The sequence below is a fragment of the Streptococcus sanguinis genome (assembly GCF_003943655.1).
In the GTDB taxonomy this organism is placed as follows: domain Bacteria; phylum Bacillota; class Bacilli; order Lactobacillales; family Streptococcaceae; genus Streptococcus; species Streptococcus sanguinis_F.
Genome location: NZ_RJMM01000036.1, coordinates 1 through 20,524, shown reverse-complemented (window position 1 = coordinate 20,524; position 20,524 = coordinate 1). Strand labels below are relative to the sequence as shown.

Annotated in this window: 18 protein-coding genes and 8 tRNA genes; 18 read left to right on the top strand and 8 right to left on the bottom strand. The window is 43.1% G+C overall.

Features of this window, described 5'->3' with window-relative positions:
* Positions 1-172 precede the first annotated feature (172 nt).
* From D8886_RS11040 to D8886_RS11005, 8 genes are all read left to right on the top strand, one after another.
* Positions 173-245, top strand: a tRNA-Val gene (locus D8886_RS11040).
* Positions 246-250: 5 nt separating this feature from the next.
* Positions 251-323 (top strand) — tRNA-Asp (locus tag D8886_RS11035).
* Positions 324-355: 32 nt separating this feature from the next.
* Positions 356-428 (top strand) — tRNA-Lys (locus D8886_RS11030).
* A gap of 5 nt (positions 429-433) precedes the next feature.
* Positions 434-515 (top strand) — tRNA-Leu (locus D8886_RS11025).
* 60 nt (positions 516-575) lie between these two features.
* Positions 576-661 (top strand) — tRNA-Leu (locus D8886_RS11020).
* Positions 662-695: 34 nt separating this feature from the next.
* Positions 696-769, top strand: a tRNA-Arg gene (locus D8886_RS11015).
* 57 nt (positions 770-826) lie between these two features.
* Positions 827-900: transfer RNA gene (locus D8886_RS11010), tRNA-Arg, on the top strand.
* A 46-nt stretch (positions 901-946) separates the two neighbouring features.
* Positions 947-1,020, top strand: a tRNA-Pro gene (locus D8886_RS11005).
* Positions 1,021-1,387: 367 nt separating this feature from the next.
* Here the strand turns inward: D8886_RS11005 and D8886_RS11000 are convergent.
* From D8886_RS11000 to D8886_RS10985, 4 genes are all read right to left on the bottom strand, one after another.
* Positions 1,388-1,705: a DUF960 domain-containing protein gene (locus tag D8886_RS11000; protein ID WP_125435681.1), complete on the bottom strand. Its 318-nt coding sequence runs from the start codon at positions 1,703-1,705 to the stop codon at positions 1,388-1,390.
* Positions 1,706-1,832: 127 nt separating this feature from the next.
* Positions 1,833-2,366 (bottom strand): nucleoside tri-diphosphate phosphatase, encoded by a 534-nt coding sequence (gene ntdP / locus D8886_RS10995; protein ID WP_002896978.1) that lies wholly within the window; start codon positions 2,364-2,366, stop codon positions 1,833-1,835.
* 86 nt (positions 2,367-2,452) lie between these two features.
* On the bottom strand, positions 2,453-3,229 hold the full coding sequence (recX, locus tag D8886_RS10990; RefSeq protein ID WP_125435679.1) for a recombination regulator RecX: 777 nt from the start codon (positions 3,227-3,229) through the stop codon (positions 2,453-2,455).
* Between the two features lie 26 nt (positions 3,230-3,255).
* Positions 3,256-4,032, bottom strand: coding sequence for an aminoglycoside 3'-phosphotransferase (locus D8886_RS10985; protein WP_125435677.1), 777 nt, complete (start codon positions 4,030-4,032; stop codon positions 3,256-3,258).
* Between the two features lie 55 nt (positions 4,033-4,087).
* Between D8886_RS10985 and rlmD the strand changes: the two genes are divergently transcribed.
* Positions 4,088-5,458, top strand: coding sequence for a 23S rRNA (uracil(1939)-C(5))-methyltransferase RlmD (gene rlmD / locus D8886_RS10980; protein WP_023916635.1), 1,371 nt, complete (start codon positions 4,088-4,090; stop codon positions 5,456-5,458).
* A 195-nt stretch (positions 5,459-5,653) separates the two neighbouring features.
* Here the strand turns inward: rlmD and D8886_RS10975 are convergent, their stop codons facing one another.
* The 4 genes from D8886_RS10975 to D8886_RS10960 form a co-directional block, all read right to left on the bottom strand.
* Positions 5,654-6,358 (bottom strand): MIP/aquaporin family protein, encoded by a 705-nt coding sequence (locus D8886_RS10975; protein ID WP_125435675.1) that lies wholly within the window; start codon positions 6,356-6,358, stop codon positions 5,654-5,656.
* 68 nt (positions 6,359-6,426) lie between these two features.
* Positions 6,427-8,253: a type 1 glycerol-3-phosphate oxidase gene (gene glpO, locus D8886_RS10970; protein ID WP_125435673.1), complete on the bottom strand. Its 1,827-nt coding sequence runs from the start codon at positions 8,251-8,253 to the stop codon at positions 6,427-6,429.
* A 68-nt stretch (positions 8,254-8,321) separates the two neighbouring features.
* The gene (gene glpK / locus D8886_RS10965; RefSeq protein WP_002918403.1) at positions 8,322-9,830 is read right to left on the bottom strand and encodes a glycerol kinase GlpK; all 1,509 of its coding nucleotides are present in this window, start codon (positions 9,828-9,830) and stop codon (positions 8,322-8,324) included.
* A gap of 157 nt (positions 9,831-9,987) precedes the next feature.
* Positions 9,988-11,415 (bottom strand): AcpB/EbpR/MafR family transcriptional regulator, encoded by a 1,428-nt coding sequence (locus D8886_RS10960; RefSeq protein ID WP_125435671.1) that lies wholly within the window; start codon positions 11,413-11,415, stop codon positions 9,988-9,990.
* Between the two features lie 251 nt (positions 11,416-11,666).
* Between D8886_RS10960 and D8886_RS10955 the strand changes: the two genes are divergently transcribed.
* The 9 genes from D8886_RS10955 to D8886_RS10920 all read left to right on the top strand — a co-directional run.
* Positions 11,667-11,897, top strand: a complete 231-nt coding sequence (locus D8886_RS10955) for a DUF1858 domain-containing protein (RefSeq protein ID WP_002894544.1) — start codon at positions 11,667-11,669, stop codon at positions 11,895-11,897.
* 2 nt (positions 11,898-11,899) lie between these two features.
* Positions 11,900-13,261, top strand: a complete 1,362-nt coding sequence (locus D8886_RS10950; protein ID WP_125435669.1) for a DUF438 domain-containing protein — start codon at positions 11,900-11,902, stop codon at positions 13,259-13,261.
* A 26-nt stretch (positions 13,262-13,287) separates the two neighbouring features.
* Positions 13,288-13,542, top strand: a complete 255-nt coding sequence (locus D8886_RS10945) for a DUF1912 family protein (protein ID WP_002899692.1) — start codon at positions 13,288-13,290, stop codon at positions 13,540-13,542.
* 342 nt (positions 13,543-13,884) lie between these two features.
* On the top strand, positions 13,885-14,466 hold the full coding sequence (locus D8886_RS10940) for a GNAT family N-acetyltransferase (protein ID WP_125435667.1): 582 nt from the start codon (positions 13,885-13,887) through the stop codon (positions 14,464-14,466).
* Positions 14,467-14,506: 40 nt separating this feature from the next.
* Positions 14,507-15,232, top strand: a complete 726-nt coding sequence (locus D8886_RS10935) for a hypothetical protein (RefSeq protein ID WP_125351261.1) — start codon at positions 14,507-14,509, stop codon at positions 15,230-15,232.
* A gap of 13 nt (positions 15,233-15,245) precedes the next feature.
* Positions 15,246-17,894: a valine--tRNA ligase gene (locus D8886_RS10930; protein ID WP_125435665.1), complete on the top strand. Its 2,649-nt coding sequence runs from the start codon at positions 15,246-15,248 to the stop codon at positions 17,892-17,894.
* Between the two features lie 107 nt (positions 17,895-18,001).
* Positions 18,002-18,334 (top strand): DNA cytosine methyltransferase, encoded by a 333-nt coding sequence (locus D8886_RS11935; protein ID WP_260469519.1) that lies wholly within the window; start codon positions 18,002-18,004, stop codon positions 18,332-18,334.
* On the top strand, positions 18,300-18,860 hold the full coding sequence (locus D8886_RS10925; RefSeq protein WP_260469518.1) for a DNA cytosine methyltransferase: 561 nt from the start codon (positions 18,300-18,302) through the stop codon (positions 18,858-18,860). Before D8886_RS11935 ends, D8886_RS10925 begins: the two co-directional genes overlap by 35 nt.
* Positions 18,861-18,869: 9 nt before the next feature.
* On the top strand, positions 18,870-20,524 hold a 1,655-nt coding region (locus D8886_RS10920; protein WP_125435663.1), incomplete at its 3' end, for an ATP-binding protein.

The following is a 20,524-nucleotide window of genomic DNA, read 5'->3' as shown; positions in this document are numbered from 1 at the left end:
GCAGTTAAGCCCTAGAACGCCGGAAGTAGTTGGGGGTTGCCCCCTGTGAGATATGGAAGTCGCTTAGCGAAGGGAGTTTAGCTTAGTTGTAATGGAGAGGAAATCGAAATTACAATCGGCGGATGAGAGAAACGAAGTTTCTCACCGTTGGCTGAGCTAGACTCCACCCTTTGGGAGTTTAGCTCAGCTGGGAGAGCATCTGCCTTACAAGCAGAGGGTCAGCGGTTCGATCCCGTTAACTCCCATATTAGGTCCCGTAGTGTAGCGGTTATCACGTCGCCCTGTCACGGCGAAGATCGCGGGTTCGATTCCCGTCGGGACCGTTGAAGTCGAGAAGATTTCAAGAAAAGTAAGAGACTCGTTAGCTCAGTTGGTAGAGCATTTGACTTTTAATCAAAGGGTCACTGGTTCGAGCCCAGTACGGGTCATAAGAGCGGGTTTGGCGGAATTGGCAGACGCACCAGATTTAGGATCTGGCGCTTTAGGGCGTGGGGGTTCAAGTCCCTTAACCCGCATATAAGATACCTTGCCAAGGTGGGGGTCGCGGGTTCGAATCCCGTCGTTCGCTTGAGGCGGCCGGGGTGGCGGAACTGGCAGACGCACAGGACTTAAAATCCTGCGATTGGTAACGATCGTACCGGTTCGATTCCGGTCCTCGGCATAGACTTGTAAGAGGCAGAAGTGGAAGAAGATGAGCACCCTTAGCTCAACTGGATAGAGTACCTGACTACGAATCAGGCGGTTAGAGGTTCGACTCCTCTAGGGTGCATTAAATTGTTTGATTTTTTCTTAAGTTTTGCTATAATGAATTTAATATGAATAGTGAGCACCCTTAGCTCAACTGGATAGAGTACCTGACTACGAATCAGGCGGTTAGAGGTTCGACTCCTCTAGGGTGCATTTGGAAGCGAAGTCTTAGGGCTCCGTTTTTAGATTGTTTAAACACCGGGAAGTAGCTCAGCTTGGTAGAGTACTTGGTTTGGGACCAAGGTGTCGCAGGTTCGAATCCTGTCTTCCCGACTAGATAACAAAAAAGATAGATATACTGATCTATCTTTTTTCTTTTTAAGAAAACTTTGTGTTCAGTATCTATGACTTAGCTAACATATGTTGGTATTAAGACTCCTTACTTATAGTCGCTTTTAATTATTGATAGAATCTTTTAGAGGTTCTGGTTCTGTATCTTTGAATAATCCTATTAGAAAGCAAGGGATTTGATTACTTAACCAAGTTTAATTTTTTTAAAGACTAGTGTTACGGGAGTTTTGGCTGTATTAAGCTACTGAAATGTACTTTTCATTTGAGATGAATAATATTAAAGATAAAAAAACTCTGATAGCAGTGTTTGTTGCCTTCAGAGGTTTTTATATGTGCTGAGTTTGATTTACTACATCAAAGAGTATTCGTCAGATAGCATAATGGTTTCTTTGCCCTTGTTATCAACGATGTAGACTTTTCTAGGAAAGAAAGGATCAAATTGATAGTTTAAGTCAAATGAAATAATGGTGTTGAAGTTTTTTTGTGAGAATCGTAGAGATACTCTTCCTTGGCGATTGGTGATTTCAAATTTAAGGACTGGGCGAAGTTCAAAGACACCTTTGAGATTGTTATCAATGATATACCAGAATGAGTCGACAATTTCTTCAGGGAGGCTCGTCATGATGCCAAAGCTGGCATATCGGCCGAGAGTATTTGTAAATGCCATGGGAGACTCCTTTCTTACAGTCTGGATTTTCTTATATGATACCCGAAAATGCTTGAGATTGCAAGAATTTGACCTCTGGTGAGGCCGAATTGGACAAAAGAAAAAGAGCTTACGCTCTTTGACAACTTTATCGATTCTTTAGTTCAACATAACGTTTGTACCAAATATTGACATAGGCATCTGAAAATGGACCTCTTCCGTTGTTAATCCAATCAACTAGGATTTTGACATTTTCTTTGAGAATGAAATCCAAATCATCAGAATAGTGCATCTGTTTTTTGTGGCGTTCATATTCTTCTACATCCAAGAGGCGTTTTTCACCATCAGCAAAGACTTTGACGTCTAAATCATAGTCAATGTATTTTAGAGCTTCATTATCCAGATAGTAAGGACTGGCTAGGTTGCAGTAGTATGAAGTTCCATTGTCGCGAATCATGGCAATGATATTAAACCAGTATTTTTTATGAAAATAGACAATGGCTGGTTCACGTGTTACCCAACGTCGGCCATCACTTTCTGTTACCAGTGTGTGGTCATTAACGCCAATAATGGCGTTTTCTGTTGTCTTTAGTACCATGGTATCTCGCCAGGTGCGGTGAAGATTCCCATCATGCTTATAACTTTGAATTGTAATAAAGTCGCCTTCTTTTGGAAGTTTCATAACTTACCAACTTTCTACAATTTATAAGTTCATCTTCTATATTGTAACATATTTTCATAGAAATGCATAAGTTTTCATTGGAAATCTTAAAGATATTCTCTCAGCGCGCTGGCTATGTCTGAGAAATCATAGCCTTTGCGGGCTAAACTTTGCGTCAGTCGCTGTTTTAAGTCATAACCGTCATACTTTTTTGAGTACTTGCGGTATTGCTTGTCTAGCTCTTTATAGAGAAGCTCTTGCTGATTTTCTTTGTCTTCTTCGATTTCCAAATGCTGATAGGCGGTTTTAGCTTGACTATAGGAAAAACCTTTGTTTATCAAGGATTGAAGTATTTTATCTTGTAAGGCCTTGCTGGGCAGTTTTCCCTGGTGTTTTTTGAGCAGCTTTTCGGCAACCTTGTCTGTTAGTTCAGTAAAATCAAACTGGCTCAATTCTTCCTCTATGATTGCGCTAGAAATCCCTTTTTGACTGAGCTTTTGCTTGAGAACAAAAGCGCCTTTGTCACCAGTGAGAAGATTGGATTGGATAAAAGAGTTAGCATATTTTCTATCATTAATCCAATGTTCCTTTTTTAGATTGTCCAAGACCTGGCTGATGATTTCTGGTTGGATGTCGTGCTGTGTTAAGTAGTCTTTAACTTCCTTGGCAGTTCTTTGCTTGAAGGAAAGATGGTAGAGGGCTAGATTTTTTCCGTAGGAAAATTGGGCAAAGTCTTGAATCTCTGATAGTTCCTGCTCCGTGATTTCCATTCCTTTGGACAGCATGAAGCGGACAATGGTGTCTTCTGTGATATAGAGCTTTTCACTGTCGTCCAACTCCAAGAGGTAGAGTCTTTTTCTCTTTTCGATTTTTGTGATTTTCATAGGGGATTTTGGTAGAATCCTTTCTTTTAGCCAAATGCTTCAAAGGCAGCTATCAAGCGCAGTTTGTCTGTATCAACATCCTTTCTGCCATAGTAGTCAAGAAAGAGCTCTGCGTATTGAGGGTCAGATAAATTATAAGTAAGAGACCAGATTGCCCAGTAAAGATCAATGTGGCGATCGCTAAGGCCAGCGAGGCCAACGTCAATAAAGCAGGAGAAAGTTGTTGCGTCTTTCAGGATGAAATTAGGCAAGCAGGCGTCACCGTGAATAAAGGAATCCGCAGTCAGTAAGAGTCCCTGTTCTTTAATAAGCTGGTAGGCTTCCTCACGGCTTTGGATATGAAATTGAGGCAGCAAGGCTTTTTGATAAAAGCAGCCTTTCCGATAATTTTCCTCTGCTTGCTCTTTATAGTGTTGGAGGCGATGCTGGATTGGGAAATGCTGGGGTTGGTGGCTGTGAAGTTTTCTGAGTGTGACAGCCATCGTTTGGCAAAGTTCTTCTGGCTGTTGGAGAAAGGCGAGGGCGTCCTTGCCCTCTGCTTCTTTAGTCAGCAGGTAGTCTTTATATGTTGCTAGGTAGTGAATGACAGGCACACCGAGCCCTTGTTTTTCAAACCATTTGGCAAGTGTGGCTTCTTGGGCTAACTGGCCTTTTTGGTCGATTTTCAAATAATAGCCCGTATCGGCATAGAAAACACTGGCGCTTGAATGTGAGGAGCTGTCGTAAAAATTGGCTCCCTCTAGATAAGTTCGTATTTGCTCAGGGAAATGGGCGAGTGGAAGGGATATTTTTTCTGATTTCATACTTTTATTGTAACATATTCTCAACTAATGCGAGGCAGCGTGGTATAATAGAAGCATGAATGTGAAAGTAAAGCAAAGAATCCCTTTGAAAATTAAGAAAATGGGAATTAATGGGGAAGGGATTGGATTTTATAAGAAAACGCTGGTCTTTGTGCCAGGGGCTTTGAAAGGCGAGGAAGTCTACTGTCAGGTGACCAGGGTTCAGCGTAACTTTATCGAGGCCAAGCTCTTGACCATCAACAAGCGATCGAAATTTCGGGTGGAAGCGCCTTGTGAGATTTATGATAGCTGCGGAGGCTGTCAAATCATGCACCTCCACTATGACAAGCAGTTGGAGTTTAAGGAAGATTTGCTGCGTCAGGCCTTGAAAAAATTTGCGCCAGCTGGTTACGAAAACTATGAGATTCGTCCGACCATTGGTATGCAGGAGCCACTTTATTATCGAGCTAAACTGCAGTTTCAGACTCGAAAATTTAAGGATGAGGTCAAGGCGGGGCTCTATGCCCAGAATTCCCACTATCTGGTCTCGCTGAAAAACTGTCTGGTTCAGGACAAGGTAACGCAAAAGATTATAAATAAGGTAGCTCGGCTTTTAGGCAAGTATAGGCTGCCTATCTATGATGAGAGGAAGACTGCTGGAGTACGCACTGTTATGATTCGCAGGGCCAGAAAGACAGGTCAGGTGCAGATGATTTTTGTGACGGGGCGTAAGCTGGACTTTTCTCCAGTCGTCCGAGACCTAGTGGCGGAATTTCCTGAGCTGGAAACAGTAGCAGTCAATTATCATACGAGCAAGTCCAGTGAGATTTATGGGGATAAGACAGAGATTATCTGGGGCCAGGAGGCTATCCAAGAAGGAGTGCTAGACTATGAATTCTCCCTATCGCCTCGAGCTTTCTATCAGCTCAATCCTGAACAGACAGGGGTGCTCTATGGGGAGGCGGTCAAGGCGCTAGATGTGACGAAAGAAGACCATTTGATTGATGCTTATTGCGGAGTGGGGACCATCGGCTTTGCCTTCGCTAAAAGGGTCAAGTCTCTGCGTGGCATGGACATCATCCCTGAGGCCATTGAAGACGCCAAGCGCAATGCGAAACGGATGGGCTTTGCAAATACGCTCTACGAGGCTGGGACGGCAGAGGAGGTTATTCCTCGCTGGTATGCTGAAGGCTATCGGGCGGATGCCTTGATTGTCGATCCACCGCGGACAGGTTTGGATGATAAGCTGCTGGAGACAATTGTCCGCTATGCACCTGAGAAGATGGTCTACGTTTCCTGCAATGTCTCAACTCTGGCTCGCGATTTGGTCAAGCTCTGTCGGGTCTACAAGGTCCACTACATCCAGTCGGTTGATATGTTTCCGCATACCGCTCGGACCGAGGCAGTGGTGAAATTGTCCAAGAGGGAAAGCTCTCGTTCGAGTTAATTAGAAACGGCTTGCAAGATTTGACAAAATCATTCTAAATAAGACTTAGTTTTCTGTAATACAGAACTAAGTCTTTTCTTTTGTCAATACTGCAATGGTTTAATCGGAAGAGTAAGCTAGGAAGGTTAGTCTCCACCTCAATTAGTCACAAAAAGAGAACACTCGACAAGTGTTCTCCAATGGTAATCGGTTATATTAGAATAAGCCAAAGACTAGGACTGCAAGGACGGCACCAATGATTGGTCCGACAACCGGAATCCAAGCATAGCTCCAATCGCCATCACCTTTGTTTGGAATCGGAAGGAGACTGTGCATGATGCGAGGTCCTAAGTCACGAGCAGGGTTGAGGGCATAGCCTGTTGTTCCACCAAGTGAGAGACCAATTCCGACAATCAGTGTTCCAACTGCAAAAGTGCCAATGCCTGCTTGCAGCTTATAAAGTCCTAGAGCGAAGATAGTGAGTACAAGAACAAAAGTTCCAAGGATTTCACTAATCAGGTTAGAGAAGGTATCTTTGATAGCTGGTCCTGTGCTGAATGAACCCAGAACGTTAGCCGGATTTTCTTCAGCTAGATAGTGAGGTTTGAACTGTAGGAAGACGAGGAACTGTCCGACCATAGCACCTGCAAATTGAGCAAGGATGTAAGGAAGAACAGATGCCCAAGGCAAATCACCTTTCAGAGCTACTCCGATAGTTAGGGCAGGGTTCAGATGGGCTGGGCCAAGGTTGCCAGATACAAAAGCAGCGATGGCAACGGCAATCCCCCATCCCATGGTAATCACAATCCAACCTGAATTGTGACTCTTGGTTTTGGGAAGAACCACACCAGCGACCACTCCATTTCCCAGAAGGAGCAAGAGCAGTGTTCCTAAAAATTCGCCAAATATTTCTTTCATCATTTATGTTACTCCATTTAAAAGAAGGGGAGGCAGACAGTTGTTTTGCCTACCGCCTCTTCTCGTACTTTCTATTTTTTTAATTCTTCTAAATCGTTATTTGCAAGGGCAGCTTGAACGTCTTTTCGATAAGCTGCTTTTTCTGCTTCTGTCCAGTCGTAGAATCGTCCCATTTCATCCAGGACAGGCTCAACAATAGCGTCTAAACCATCTCGCATAAAGAGCATGTGATTTGTCCGGCGAAGCAGGAAGTCGACTGGGCTGAGTGCTAATTCGTTACGCATAGCGTAATGCAGTGACAAGGTATCGGCTAAGCTGAGACCTGGTGCTTGCTCGATGCTGTGTGCGAGGGCAAAGACCTTAGGAGCATTGGAGCCGTAAAGGTTTGCAAGATAGAAGGCTTCTTTGCTGTCTAAGCCACGTGATACACCGAGTTGCGCAAAGGCTTCGATTTCGGAATCCACATTTGCTGGATTGAGCTCTCCGCCTGAAACAGGGTATGTCTTCGAGTTGATGAGCTTGAAGCTGCGGTCAAATTCTGCTTTGAGGATTTCAACCACACGCTCCATAGCGCCTTCCGCCATTTTACGATAGTCCGTAATCTTACCGCCAGCAAGGGTCAAGAGGCCATTGTTATCACGTTCCAGGCTGGAACCGCGAGACACGGCAGATGGATCCAAGTGTTTTTCAGACGTGCTGCTTTCGAGTTGCGTAACAGCCGCTTCAACATCCTCACGGGATTTTTCTTTAGCCAAATAGCTTTCAACGGTCGCAATCAGTGCATTGAAGCTTTCATCGCTAATGGTACCGTTGTTTCCACCATTGTAGTCAGAAGCGCTGTTTCCTGCAATCAGAGGACGCAAACCTGCCCAGCTGCTTTCGATGTCGTCAATCGTGATGTTGGCTTCTGGGAAGCGATTATTGACAATGCCCAAGAGGTAATCCACATCTTCTTGTGTTACTTTTGGATGCTCTAAGTCGCCAGTGTAGTCGGTGTCTGTCGTACCAAAGTAGGTTTTATTTTCACGCGGAAGGACAAAGACCATCCGGCCGTCTCCCAAGCCTGTGTCAAAGTAGACTGGCTGAGAAACCTTGAGATTGCTAGAGTCAACTACCAAGTGAACTCCCTTGGTTGGACGCATTTGAGAATATTGCTCACCATCATTTGACAGATTGCGCACCTTGTCGCTCCAAGGTCCAGTTGTGTTGATGACTAGGCGAGCCTTGATTTCAAAGACTTCATCCGTCAAGAGGTCACGCGCAACAACACCTGTAATCTTTCCAGACTCATCAAAGAGGAAGCCTTCTGCCTTGACATGGTTGGCAATCAGGGCGCCGTCTTGGTTGGCACGTTTGATATTTTCAATCACGAGACGCGCGTCATTGTTGCGGAAGTCAAGATAGACACCGCCGCCGACTAAGCCTTCCTTCTTAAGTTCAGGTTCCCGTTCTAAGACTTCTTCCTTGCTCAAGACCTTGTTGGCAGCAGGAGTGTTGTTAACACCAGCCAAGAGGTCGTAGAGGTCCATAGCCACTTTGAGACGGAAGAGGCTGAAAGTAGCACCCTCTTCTTCGTAGACAGGAAGCAGCATAGGATCTGGTTTTGGAATATGAGGGGCAATTTGCTGTACCACAGCACGCTCAGAAACTGTATCTGAAACCACCTCTACGTCGAATTGCTTGAGGTAACGAAGGCCACCATGGACCAGTTTGGTAGAACGGCTAGAAGTCCCTTCCGCAAAGTCCTGCATTTCAATCAGACCGGTCTCCAGACCACTAGCTGCAGCTTGCAAGGCTACTCCAGCACCGGTAATCCCACCACCAATAATCAGGAGGTCTAAGGTGCGTTCCTGCATTTTTTTTATCGATAATTCACGTGTTTTCTTTGAAAATTCCATAATTACACACTTTCTAACTTAGTCGTTTCATGCTTCTACTGACTTGATTATCAAAATAAGAATCAGTATCAGTCGTCGATTTCTGCAAAGACTTGAGTTGCCTTAACGGCTTTTTTCCATCCTTTGTAGAGTTGTTCCTTGCGGGATTCATTCATAGACGGCTCAAAGAGTTCTCCAGTTTCATTGAGAGTGCGGAGTTCGTCCAAGTCTTTCCAGTAGCCTACTGACAGTCCTGCCAAGAAGGCTGCACCGAGAGCAGTTGTTTCTAAGTTTTTAGCACGGGCAATATCGATTCCCAAAATGTCAGCCTGGAACTGCATGAGGAAGTTGTTCATAGCAGCACCGCCGTCGACTTTGAGGACTTGAATAGCAGTCTTGGCATCCACCTGCATAGTGTCAATGATGTCGCGTACTTGGTAAGCGATGGATTGCAGAGTAGCCTTGATAAAGTCTTCCTTGCTGGTTCCGCGGGTCAAGCCAAAGACAGATCCACGTGCATTTTGATCCCAGTATGGAGCGCCCAGACCTGTAAAGGCAGGTACGACATAGACTTCGTCATTGTTTTGAGAATTGAGGGCATATTTTTCAGATTCTGGTGAATTTTCAACCATCCGAAGACCATCGCGCAGCCATTGAATAGCACTTCCGGCAATAAAGATAGAACCTTCTAAAGCATAGTAAACTTTGCCATTGATACCGTAGCCGATGGTTGTCAAGAGGTTGTTTTCAGACAGCTGCATCTCTTCACCAGTGTTCATGATGATGAAGGAACCTGTTCCATAAGTATTCTTGACCATACCAGGCTCAAAAGCTAACTGTCCAAAGAGAGCCGCCTGCTGGTCACCAGCCATACCAGAGATTGGAACTTCTCCACCGTAGAAATGGAATGGAGCAGTCTTGCCATAGATTTCTGAGTTAGATCGAACTTCTGGAAGCATAGCCTTTGGAATGTTGAGGATCTCCAAAATTTCGTCGTCCCATTTGAGTTCCTTGATGTTATAGAGCATGGTACGGGCTGCATTCGAGTAGTCGGTCACGTGAGCTGCGCCGTCAGTCAATTTCCAAACCAGCCAGGTATCGATAGTCCCAAAGAGCAATTCGCCCTTTTCAGCTCTTTCTTGTGCTCCCTCAACATGGTCCAAAATCCAGCGAACCTTGGTAGCAGAGAAGTAAGCGTCAATAATCAAACCAGTCTTTTCGTGGAATTTTTCCACATAGCCTTGGCTTTTCAGCTGTTCAGCCAGAGGAGCAGTCTGGCGAGATTGCCAAACGATAGCATTATAGATAGGAAGACCTGTATTTTTATCCCAAACGACAGTTGTTTCACGCTGGTTGGTGATTCCGATGGCTTCGATTTGATTAGGTTTGACTCCACTTTCGATGAAGGCACCTGCGATAACGGACTGAACAGAGTTCCAAATTTCATTGGCATTGTGCTCAACCCATCCAGCTTGAGGGAAAATCTGAGTAAATTCTTTTTGACTGGAGCTAACTTTTTCTCCTTTTTTGTTAAAGATGATGGCGCGGGAACTAGTAGTTCCTTGGTCGATGGCCATGATGTATTTTTCTTGTGACATGAACTGTCCTCCTGGTAAAAATCTTGAGGATGTTTCCTCTACAGTAACTAGTATATAAAATAAAACGCTTTCTTTTTTATCAACTTTTTTTAAATTTTAAAAAAATCTGAGGAGATTGTGCGAAAATCACAAAGAAACCTGGATTTCTCCAAGTTTCTTAATGAAATATCATGTTCCGAATTTTTGCTAAATCTTCCAAATCCAGGTCATTTTTTAAATAATAGATGGGAGCCTGCTGGGTTTGATGGATAGGATTGTTGGTGATGATGAGGTCATAATTTCTGGTAAGGTCGTAGGATTCAATCGTAATAAAGCGATTGTACTCTAAGTATCGCCTTAAAATGGCTGTCATCCTGGAAACAACGATAAAGCTATCTGTCAAGTCCATGCCTATCTTGATGACTTGACCGTCGTTTTCATCAATGTACTCCATCAGCTGGAGCCATTCCCACAACACCTTTTTATCCAGAGATGTTCCCTGCTGGAAAATAGGCAGTTTGCTAAAAATAGTGTCTGCCACTTGTCGATAATCGTCTTCGCTCCATAAGTAAGGATGGCGCAATTCTAAATCATGCTTGTATTTGTCTTGCAAGAGACAGCCTTTGAAAAGAAAGACATGGGCGCAGAGCTGACTGAGTTCGTAGGTCACTTGATCTTCGATGTAGTCACCAAGCAAGTCCTTGCCCTTCATCTCTTGAATCAGTTGCGTAATCAGACCGGCAATTTCACCGCCAAAGCCCAGTATATACTCCATGGTGTGCAGGGGTAAAATCCGATGGGAAAGTAGAAATGAAAAGAAAATCATCATTTCGCCATCTTCCTGACTCAGGGTGATGTGCTGCCTGGCAAAGAAGTCATTTGCCCGGCGATGCAAGCGCTGATAGAAGATATTCTCAAAATAGCCCTGCATTTTCTGCTCAATGTTTTGGAATTGACAGGCATTGACTCTTAGGCGCTGTTGGGTGATATGTGCCCAAAGAGCCAAGTCCAATCGCTGTCCTTGAGAGAGCTGGGCTCCGCAGAGTTCTTCTAAGACGGCAACTTCCTGCCTTCTTTCTGGTTTTTGAAGTTCTTTTTCCCAATCTTGGCTGGACCAGACCTTGCGAAAGAGGCAGAAATAAAAATAGCGGATTTGGTGCTCAGGCCCTTTCAAGCGGCCGTTTTGGATAGATAGTTCAAACTCTGATAAAATCTGATTTAGACCAGATATATGACGGCCGAGTGTTGCTTCACTGATCATGAGCTCTTGTGCTAATTGATGGGCTAAAAACTGCTGATGATAGAGCAAGTGGTTTAAAATCTGGTATTTGACAGCATTGCCCAAAAAGAGCCTGCGAATGTCCCGTCCCTTGGTATCCGGTTCTATAGACAGACTGAGCGTTTCGTCCTGAAGCTGGATGGATAAGGCTGCATGATGGTCCGCTGCCTTGTCGTTAATCAAGCTAATGTACTTGGTCAAGGTTGCTTTCGAGAAGCCGGTTTCAGACATGGCATCCTTCAAACTGGATGTAGAATGTTGCTGTAAATAAGATAGGACAATAAACTGTCCCGCTTCACTCTTTTCCATTAAGTCTGCTAGATACATACGAAAACCCTCTCAATTCACTAATCTTAGCTTATCACAAAAGGGAAAAAAGACGAAGCAATGTGCTTTATATTTTCTTATCATTGCCTGAGGCAATAATGGAAGGCAGAAGTCTGTCATCATGTCTATCTTAATGTGCTATTCAATTTCTTTTGAACTAACGTAAGAGGTGCCCCCCAGATCTTTTTTGCTTTGAGGCAGATAGCTTTTTTATGGTATAATTGTAGAAAAATGACGATGAAGGAGCAGCTATGGATAATGTGATTGATTTGTCTATCCCAGTGGCAGAAGTGATTGAGAAGCAGCCAGAAGTTTTGGATGTTCTGGTCGAGTTGGGCTTTACGCCTCTGGCCAATCCCGTTATGCGCAATACAGTCGGGCGCGTGGTTTCTATCAAAAAAGGTGCTGGTATGAACGGCATTGATCTTAATAAAATCAAGCAAACTCTGGAATTAAACGGCTATGAAGTGGTGGGGATTTAGGCATGGCTACTGAACGCATTGAAGTCCTCAAGTCAATCTTGCTGGACCTACATAATGGAGCTTCGGCAGAATCTGTTCAGGAGCTTTTCAACGAGCATTTTGCTGGTGTGTCCGCTATCGAAATTAGCCTGATGGAGCATGAGCTGATGAACTCGGATACGGGAGTGACCTTTGAAGATGTCATGTCTCTCTGCAATGTCCATGCCAATCTCTTTAAAGGTGCCATTCAGGATGTGGAGGTGGCTGATACCGACCATCCAGGCCATCCTGTTCAGATCTTCAAGCAGGAAAATCTAGCGCTGCGGGCTGCCCTTATGCGGGTTCGAAGACTCCTATCTACCTATGAAAGCACAGAAGATAAGGAGCTTCTTCCTGAAATACGCAAGGGACTCCAGCGCCAGCTGGGTTTGGTGGGGCAGTTTGATATCCACTATCAGCGCAAGGAAGAGCTTATGTTTCCTATCATGGAGAGCTACGGCCACGATTCGCCGCCCAAGGTCATGTGGGGCGTGGATGATCAGATTCGGGACCTTTTCCAAGAGGCTAAGATTGCTGCAGAGCAGCTGCCTGATACTTCGATTGAAGAAGTCAAGGACAAGTTTGAGACTTTTGCTGCTGAGTTTGAAGCTATGATTTTCAAGGAAGAGTCCATTTTGCTGATGATACTCCTCGAGTCCTTTACTCAGGATGACTGGCTCAAGATTGCTGAGGAGAGCGATGCTTATGGCTATGCCATTATCAAGCCAGCGGAAAAATGGATTCCTGCGCGTCACTCATTTTCGGAGGAGGAAGCTGGGGATGCTGCTGATGAGGGAAGCGAAGCGCCAGCCAGCACAGAACAGGCTAGTGATGGCAGATTTCAGCAGGTCATTGATACGCCGGATGGTCAGGTCATCATTTCCTTTAAGCCCAAGGAAAAGAAGGAGCAAGCCTTTAATCGGGACTCCCAGCAGCTTTTTGGTCATGGTTATCTGTCGGTGGCGGAGGCTAATCTGATTTTGGACCATCTGCCCATGGAGATTACCTTTGTGAATAAGGACGATATTTTCCAGTATTATAATGACAACGTGCCGGCGGACGAGATGATTTTCAAGCGGACGCCGTCCCAGATAGGGCGCAATGTCGAGCTCTGTCACCCGCCCAAGTTTTTGGATAAGGTACGGCGGATTTTCAAGGCTCTGCGCCAGGGAGAGCGGGACAAGTTTGAGATGTGGTTCAAGTCGGAATCGCGGGGCAAGTTTGTCCATGTGACCTATGCGGCGGTGCGGGATGAATCTGGTGAATTTCAGGGGGTGCTGGAGTATGTACAGGACATTCAGCCCTTCCGTGACATTGACAGTGATTTTTACCGAGATTTGGACTAGGTATTTGCAGTTAGAAAGTGAGAGAAATGAGTTACGAACAGGAATTTTTACAGGAGTTTGAAGCTTGGGTTAAGACCCAGGTCATGATTAATGAGATGGCCCTCAAGGAGAGTCAGGCAGTCTACGAGGCGGACCAGGACGAGCGGGCCAAGGAAGCGGCCATTCGCTATGAAAGTCGTCTCGATGCCTACCAGTTCCTTTTAGGGAAATTTGCCAACTATCAGGCGGGCAAAGGCTTCCATGACCTGCCAGACGGACTTTTAGGTGAGAGAAATTATTGATTTTTCGCTGCAAAGATGATAGAATAGGTTCATCAGAGGTGTTTTGAGTCAAGCATTTTACAGAAAGTGGCGGTGCTGAGAAGTCCACAAATGTGTCAAAACTGGTTGCTGATGAGATGAAAAATTGAAATAAAAGTGTCTTTTTGTTTCCTTTTAGGACTAGGCAGCGAGTTGCAGGCTATACTAGCATATGCCAAAGCGACTTAACGACGTCATAAATGAGGAACAAGAAGAGAAAAGTTGCGGGCATCTGCCCGAAATTGGGTGGTACCGCGGATAAGCACATTCGTCCCTGTCATGGATATGACAGGGGCGATTTTTTGTAGAAAGCGAGGGAGAAGGATGACAAGAGTAGCATTACCAGATCGATTAGAAACAGAACGGCTCGTGTTGCGAGTCCGCACCGTGGCTGATGTTGTGGATATTTTTGACTATGCCAGTAGGCCAGAAGTTTCCTATCCAGCAGGCTTTCCGCCCGTCCAGACCTTGGAGGATGAGATTTACTACCTGGAGCATATCCTTCCCGAGCGCAATGAAAAGAACAATCTTCCGGCGGGCTATGGGATTGTCGTCAAAGGGACCGACAAAATCGTTGGCTCTGTCGATTTCAACCATCGCCATGAAGATGATGTACTGGAAATCGGCTATATCTTGCATCCAGACTATTGGGGACGTTGTTATGTGCCAGAAGCGGCGCGTACCTTGATTGATCTAGCTTTTAAAGAATTGGGTCTTCACAAGATTGAGCTGACTTGCTTTGGTTATAACCTGCAAAGTCAACGAGTTGCGGAAAAATTAGGCTTTACCCTTGAAGCTCGCATACGAGACCGCAAAGATGCCCAAGGCAATCGCTGTGATGATTTGAGATATGGCTTGCTGAGGAGTGAGTGGGAGGCTCAACAGAACCCAGAAGTGTGTGGGTGATTTTGAACATCAGTTTAGGAAGATTATGGAGGATAGTTAAATGGATATTTGGAATCTTATTAGTGAATTGTATGAATCTGATAAGGTTGCTTTTATAGCACTGGTTATTTCATTAATTGTAGGATTTTTTACATTAATAATAAATATTTTTACCTTTTTTTCAAATCGTAAAAAACAAAAAGAAGATGATAAGAGACAAAAAGAACAAGATGATTTTAATAAAGATGCGCAAGATAAATTGAGTAATTTTCAGGATTTTCAAAAAGAATTTTTAAGATATAAACAATCTACTGATGAGTTGCAATTTAACTTACAGAACCGGTCTGATTTAATTCCTTATTTTCATTTAAATCGCACTAAATCTCGTATTTTTAGTGTTAATCACCAGCTGATTGTTGAAATCTATTTGACTAATGTTGGTCGAGGTACAGCAACCAATATAATGACTTGTGAGCCTAACAAAGATCCAAATGGAATTCCTATTTATTTTGAGCAGACCCCATTTTTGGGAAAAGCTACACATGCTTTTTATAATTATTTTAGTGAGAATTTTGCTATCCCCAATGAATCAATCTCATTTAGCTTGAATGAGATTAACCAACAAGCAAAACAGTCGTATTTCTTGATTTTTAAAATTAAATTCAGTGATGCTCTTGGTCGGGAATATGAACAAAAATTTATATTTGGGTATGATAATTATGCAGTTAAAGGAATAAATCTGGATTCTGCATCATATCCTCCAGAATTGATTAAAGATATTAACTAGAAAGGACACACACATGTCTAAACAACTTTCACCTAAATACAATCCAGCCGAGGTTGAGGCTGGGCGTTATCAAAAATGGCTTGATGCTGATGTTTTCAAGCCTTCTGGAGATCAAAAGGCCAAGCCTTATTCGATTGTGATTCCACCACCAAACGTAACTGGTAAACTTCACCTTGGTCACGCTTGGGATACGACCTTGCAGGATATTATCATCCGTCAGAAGCGAATGCAAGGCTTTGATACGCTTTGGCTGCCAGGGATGGACCACGCTGGGATTGCGACCCAGGCTAAGGTCGAGGAGCGTTTGCGGGAGCAAGGCATTTCCCGCTATGACCTCGGTCGTGAAAAATTCCTTGATAAAGTCTGGGAATGGAAGGACGAATATGCGACTACCATCAAGGAGCAATGGGGCAAGATGGGGCTCTCTGTAGACTATTCTCGTGAGCGCTTTACGCTAGATGAAGGTCTGTCAAAAGCTGTCCGCAAGGTCTTTGTCGAGCTTTACAAGAAAGGCTGGATCTACCGTGGTGAGTTTATCATCAACTGGGATCCAGCAGCTCGCACAGCCCTGTCTGATATCGAGGTCATCCATAAGGACGTGGAAGGTGCTTTCTACCACATGAACTATATGCTGGAGGATGGCTCACGCGCCCTTGAAGTAGCGACCACTCGTCCTGAGACGATGTTTGGAGATGTGGCCGTTGCGGTCAATCCAGAAGATCCACGCTACAAGGACTTGATTGGTCAAAACGTTATTCTGCCGATTGCCAATAAATTAATCCCAATCGTTGCGGATGAACACGCCGACCCTGAGTTTGGTACAGGTGTCGTGAAAATCACGCCTGCCCACGATCCAAACGACTTCTTGGTCGGTCAACGCCACAACTTGCCACAAGTTAACGTCATGAACGATGACGGAACTATGAATGACTTGGCCTTCGAATATGCAGGCATGGACCGTTTCGAAGCTCGTAAGGCAGTCGTGGCTAAGTTGGAAGAAATCGGCGCCCTTGTCAAAATCGAAAAACGTATCCACAGTGTTGGTCACTCAGAGCGGACTGGCGTTATGGTTGAGCCGCGTCTGTCTACTCAGTGGTTCGTAAAGATGGATCAGCTGGCTAAGAATGCTATTGCTAACCAAGACACAGAGGATAAGGTAGAATTTTACCCGCCACGCTTCAACGATACCTTCCTCCAATGGATGGAAAATGTCCACGACTGGGTAATTTCCCGTCAACTCTGGTGGGGTCACCAAATCCCTGCTTGGTACAATGCTGAGGGTGAAATGTATGTCGGTGAAGAAGCTCCAGAAGGTGACGGATGGACTCAGGACGAAGACGTCTTGGATACTTGGTTCAGTTCAGCCCTTTGGCCATTCTCAACCATGGGCTGGCCAGATGTCGACTCAGAAGACTTCAAGCGTTACTTCCCAATATCAACCCTAGTAACAGGTTACGACATCATCTTCTTCTGGGTGTCTCGTATGATCTTCCAATCTTTAGAATTCACTGGTCGTCAGCCATTCCAAAACGTGCTCATCCACGGTCTCATTCGGGATGAGGAAGGCCGCAAGATGTCCAAGTCTCTCGGTAACGGGATTGATCCGATGGATATCATTGATAAATACGGTGCTGACGCCCTGCGTTGGTTCCTGTCAAACGGCTCTGCCCCTGGCCAAGACGTCCGCTTCAGCTATGAAAAGATGGATGCTTCTTGGAACTTCATTAATAAAATCTGGAACATTTCCCGCTATATCCTCATGAATAATGAAGGCTTGACGCTAGATGTGGCGCGTGAGAATGTCGCTCAGGTGGCGGCTGGTCAGGCAGGCAATGTCACTGACCGCTGGATTCTCCACAACCTCAACGAAACCATTAGCAAGGTCACTGAAAACTTCGATAAGTTTGAGTTTGGTGTGGCTGGTCACATCCTCTACAACTTCATCTGGGATGAATTTGCCGACTGGTATGTGGAGCTGACTAAGGAAGTGCTATACAGCGACAATGACGACGAGAAAGTCATCACTCGCTCTGTCCTCCTTTACACGCTGGACCAAATCCTGCGCTTGCTTCACCCAATCATGCCTTTCGTGACTGAGGAAATCTTTGGTCAAATCTCAGAAGGCTCTATCGTCACAGCGGAATACCCAACTGTCAACCCAGCCTTTGAAGACCTTGCGGCCCACACAGGTGTCGAAAGTCTCAAAGACTTGATCCGTGCTGTTCGTAATGCGCGTGCGGAAGTAAACGTAGCACCAAGCAAGCCCATCACTATCCTTGTCAAGACTAGTGATAGCGACTTGGAAGCCTTCTTTAACAGCAATGTTAACTACATCAAACGCTTCACAAATCCAGAACACTTGGAAATCGCATCAACCATCCCTGCACCTGAACTCGCTATGTCAAGCGTCATCACAGGAGCAGAAATTTACCTGCCACTGGCAGATCTCCTCAATGTCGAAGAAGAACTGGCTCGTCTCGATAAAGAACTCGCTAAATGGCAAAAAGAACTGGATATGGTTGGCAAGAAGCTCTCTAACGAACGCTTCGTAGCCAACGCCAAACCAGAAGTCGTACAAAAAGAACGCGACAAACAAGCCGACTACCAAGCTAAATACGACGCGACCGTGGCGCGGATTGAGGAGATGAAGAAACTAGTCTAGTAAGATTATAATAGGCAGACTCGTAAAATCTTAATTGATTTCGAGACTGCTTTTTTTATGTTTTTATGGTAAAATTGAAGTATTTAAATAAAAGAGAAAGTTATGTTATGAATTATATAGATTTGTTTGCAGGTTCGGGGGGGTTATCCCTAGGTTTACATAATGCAGGCTTAGAGGGACTATTCGCAATTGAGCGAAATAAAGACGCATTCAAAACATTAAAATTTAATTTGATTGATAAAAGAAAGCATTTTTCTTGGCCTGATTGGCTTGAGATGAAAAACTGGGATATAAATGAATTGCTTGAAGAGCATTCAGAAAATCTGGCAAGCTTGAGTGGTAAGGTTGATCTTGTTGTGGGTGGACCGCCTTGCCAAGGTTTTTCGATGGCAAAAGAATCGAGGATTGAAGAAACCAGTTACGGTTTCACAAGCAATTAATGATTTAAAAAATAGTCACGGAGAAATTGATAGTAAAGATACTAAGGGTTTTAAGAATGGGAAGTATGGTCGAACGATTTCCTCATATCAAAAATTAATGAGAAGAAATATTGAACGAGGTAGTTTACCAGATAGCCATAGATTTGCAAAACATAGAAGTGAGACAATAGATTTATTTGAACGTTTAATGGATGCTTCTGAACAGAGTATTCGGATTACTCCCTCTATGAATCTCGTTGAAGGTTTGAAAAAACGTGGAGTAACACCATTAAAGAAAAATTCGATTTGTAATACGATTACCTCTATTCCGGACGATTATATCCATTATGATGAACCTAGAATCATGACTGTTAGAGAGCATGCTAGAATTCAAAGTTTTCCAGATGACTATGAATTTAAAGGACCGTACACAACAGGTGGGGAGCGTAGAAAAACAGATGTTCCGAGATATACTCAAGTAGCAAATGCTGTTCCCCCTTTGTTTGCTGAACAAGTTGGAGAAGTTCTTTTGAAAATCTCTGAATAAGGAGTTAAGATGGAAGAAAAATTACACTTTAAAGTAAGTTCTGGTTTAAAGGATATAATTGGTAAAGACCTGATTACAAACGAATTAGTAGCTATCTTCGAGTTGGTAAAAAATGGTTATGATGCTGATGCAACAGAAATAAATCTTATTATAAACAGTTATGAAAATTACATTATCATTCAGGACAACGGTAAGGGAATGAATCGTGATGATATTGAAAATAAATGGCTGTTTGTTGCTCATTCAGAAAAAAAAGATAGTGATAAGGTATATGCTGGTTCCAAAGGAATAGGCCGTTTTTCTTGTGATAGATTAGGAACTAAGCTTAAGCTTATTAGTCATAAAGATGAAGAAGCTAGTGAATTGAAAATTGACTGGGGTGAATTCGAAAAGGATTCTCTAACAAAATTTGAAGAGTTAGATGTCACATATACTAGCTTAGACGTAGTCGAAGACCGTTTTATTCAAAAATCAGGGACTATTTTAAATATCTCTAACTTGAGAGATACTTGGGATTTGAATAGAGTTAATAAGGTTATAGAAGCGCTTCAAAGACTTGTAAACCCGTTTGTAGATGATGGTAAAATAAAAATTAATGTTAAGTATATTTCATCCTCCTCAGGAATTGCTGAGTTGGATGAGTATATTAGTAATAATGTTGCTTCAGTATTGGATAAAAAAACAATTTATATTGAGTGTGAAATAAAAGAAAAGGAAATTAGTATCACTCTATACGATCAAGAAAAGATAATTTACTCTTTTAAAATTGAGAATAATACAATTTTAAAAGATATTTACTTCAAAATTTATTATTTAAGTACAGCAGCAAAAAACAATTTTACAAGAATAATGAAAACGACACCGAAAGATTATGGGTCTATTTTCTTGTATAAGAATAATTTTAGGATTTTTCCATATGGAGAAGTTGATTTTGATGCCTTTGGTCTAAACCTACGTAAAACACAAGGTTTTAATCGATATTTAGGACATAGGGAATTGCTAGGCTGGATTAACATAACAGATTCTGAAAATCATTTTAATGAAGNTACATCTCGCGATAGAGGATTTGTTACTAATTCTTATACTATAGAATTTGAAAAAGTATATATGGAACTTGTTCACAGACCATTAGAATCCTATATGCAATTAATAAACTTTGGAAATAGTGATATTGATGAGATTGAAACTGATGATACTGAAGCTATCCAAAAGTTAATTCGAAGATTTAAAAAGTACAAATTTACAGTTGCTCCGACATATTACGAACTTCCTAAAATCGCTCAACCATTAGAGAAAAAATTTGAACTTCTTGATGATGCAAACACAACTCTTTCAGAAAAAAAAGAGCTTCAAAAAAACTTGAAAAAAGCTACTATAGAGCTAAGAAAAGAAAATGAAGAAGTAAAAAAAGAAAAACAAAAAATTGATAAAGAGAACATCCGTTTGAAAAATGAAATTGAGATTAAGGAAAAAATAATCTCAAATGAAAAACCGGTACGTCAAGATATGCTTTTTCATGAATTAGGAAAAGCTGGTAAAGAACTAACAGTTACTTTACAGAAAATGATTCGGCTTATGACACTAGAAGAGTATGAAAAGTTTTCAGATACAATTTATAAAATTAGAAGAACTTCTGATAAACTATCATCAATAAAAAAACAAAT

What these genes read in the sequence shown, in the direction of transcription:
- D8886_RS10930 (WP_125435665.1), top strand. Translation starts at nt 15,246, where the DNA reads ATGTCTAAACAACTTTCACCTAAATACAATCCAGCCGAGGTTGAGGCT.
- D8886_RS10960 (WP_125435671.1), bottom strand. Translation starts at nt 11,415, where the DNA reads ATGTATCTAGCAGACTTAATGGAAAAGAGTGAAGCGGGACAGTTTATT.
- D8886_RS10950 (WP_125435669.1), top strand. Translation starts at nt 11,900, where the DNA reads ATGGCTACTGAACGCATTGAAGTCCTCAAGTCAATCTTGCTGGACCTA.
- glpO (WP_125435673.1), bottom strand. Translation starts at nt 8,253, where the DNA reads ATGGAATTTTCAAAGAAAACACGTGAATTATCGATAAAAAAAATGCAG.
- ntdP (WP_002896978.1), bottom strand. Translation starts at nt 2,366, where the DNA reads ATGAAACTTCCAAAAGAAGGCGACTTTATTACAATTCAAAGTTATAAG.
- D8886_RS10975 (WP_125435675.1), bottom strand. Translation starts at nt 6,358, where the DNA reads ATGATGAAAGAAATATTTGGCGAATTTTTAGGAACACTGCTCTTGCTC.
- rlmD (WP_023916635.1), top strand. Translation starts at nt 4,088, where the DNA reads ATGAATGTGAAAGTAAAGCAAAGAATCCCTTTGAAAATTAAGAAAATG.
- recX (WP_125435679.1), bottom strand. Translation starts at nt 3,229, where the DNA reads ATGAAAATCACAAAAATCGAAAAGAGAAAAAGACTCTACCTCTTGGAG.
- D8886_RS10985 (WP_125435677.1), bottom strand. Translation starts at nt 4,032, where the DNA reads ATGAAATCAGAAAAAATATCCCTTCCACTCGCCCATTTCCCTGAGCAA.
- D8886_RS10945 (WP_002899692.1), top strand. Translation starts at nt 13,288, where the DNA reads ATGAGTTACGAACAGGAATTTTTACAGGAGTTTGAAGCTTGGGTTAAG.
- D8886_RS11000 (WP_125435681.1), bottom strand. Translation starts at nt 1,705, where the DNA reads ATGGCATTTACAAATACTCTCGGCCGATATGCCAGCTTTGGCATCATG.
- D8886_RS10940 (WP_125435667.1), top strand. Translation starts at nt 13,885, where the DNA reads ATGACAAGAGTAGCATTACCAGATCGATTAGAAACAGAACGGCTCGTG.
- D8886_RS10935 (WP_125351261.1), top strand. Translation starts at nt 14,507, where the DNA reads ATGGATATTTGGAATCTTATTAGTGAATTGTATGAATCTGATAAGGTT.
- D8886_RS10955 (WP_002894544.1), top strand. Translation starts at nt 11,667, where the DNA reads ATGGATAATGTGATTGATTTGTCTATCCCAGTGGCAGAAGTGATTGAG.
- D8886_RS11935 (WP_260469519.1), top strand. Translation starts at nt 18,002, where the DNA reads ATGAATTATATAGATTTGTTTGCAGGTTCGGGGGGGTTATCCCTAGGT.
- glpK (WP_002918403.1), bottom strand. Translation starts at nt 9,830, where the DNA reads ATGTCACAAGAAAAATACATCATGGCCATCGACCAAGGAACTACTAGT.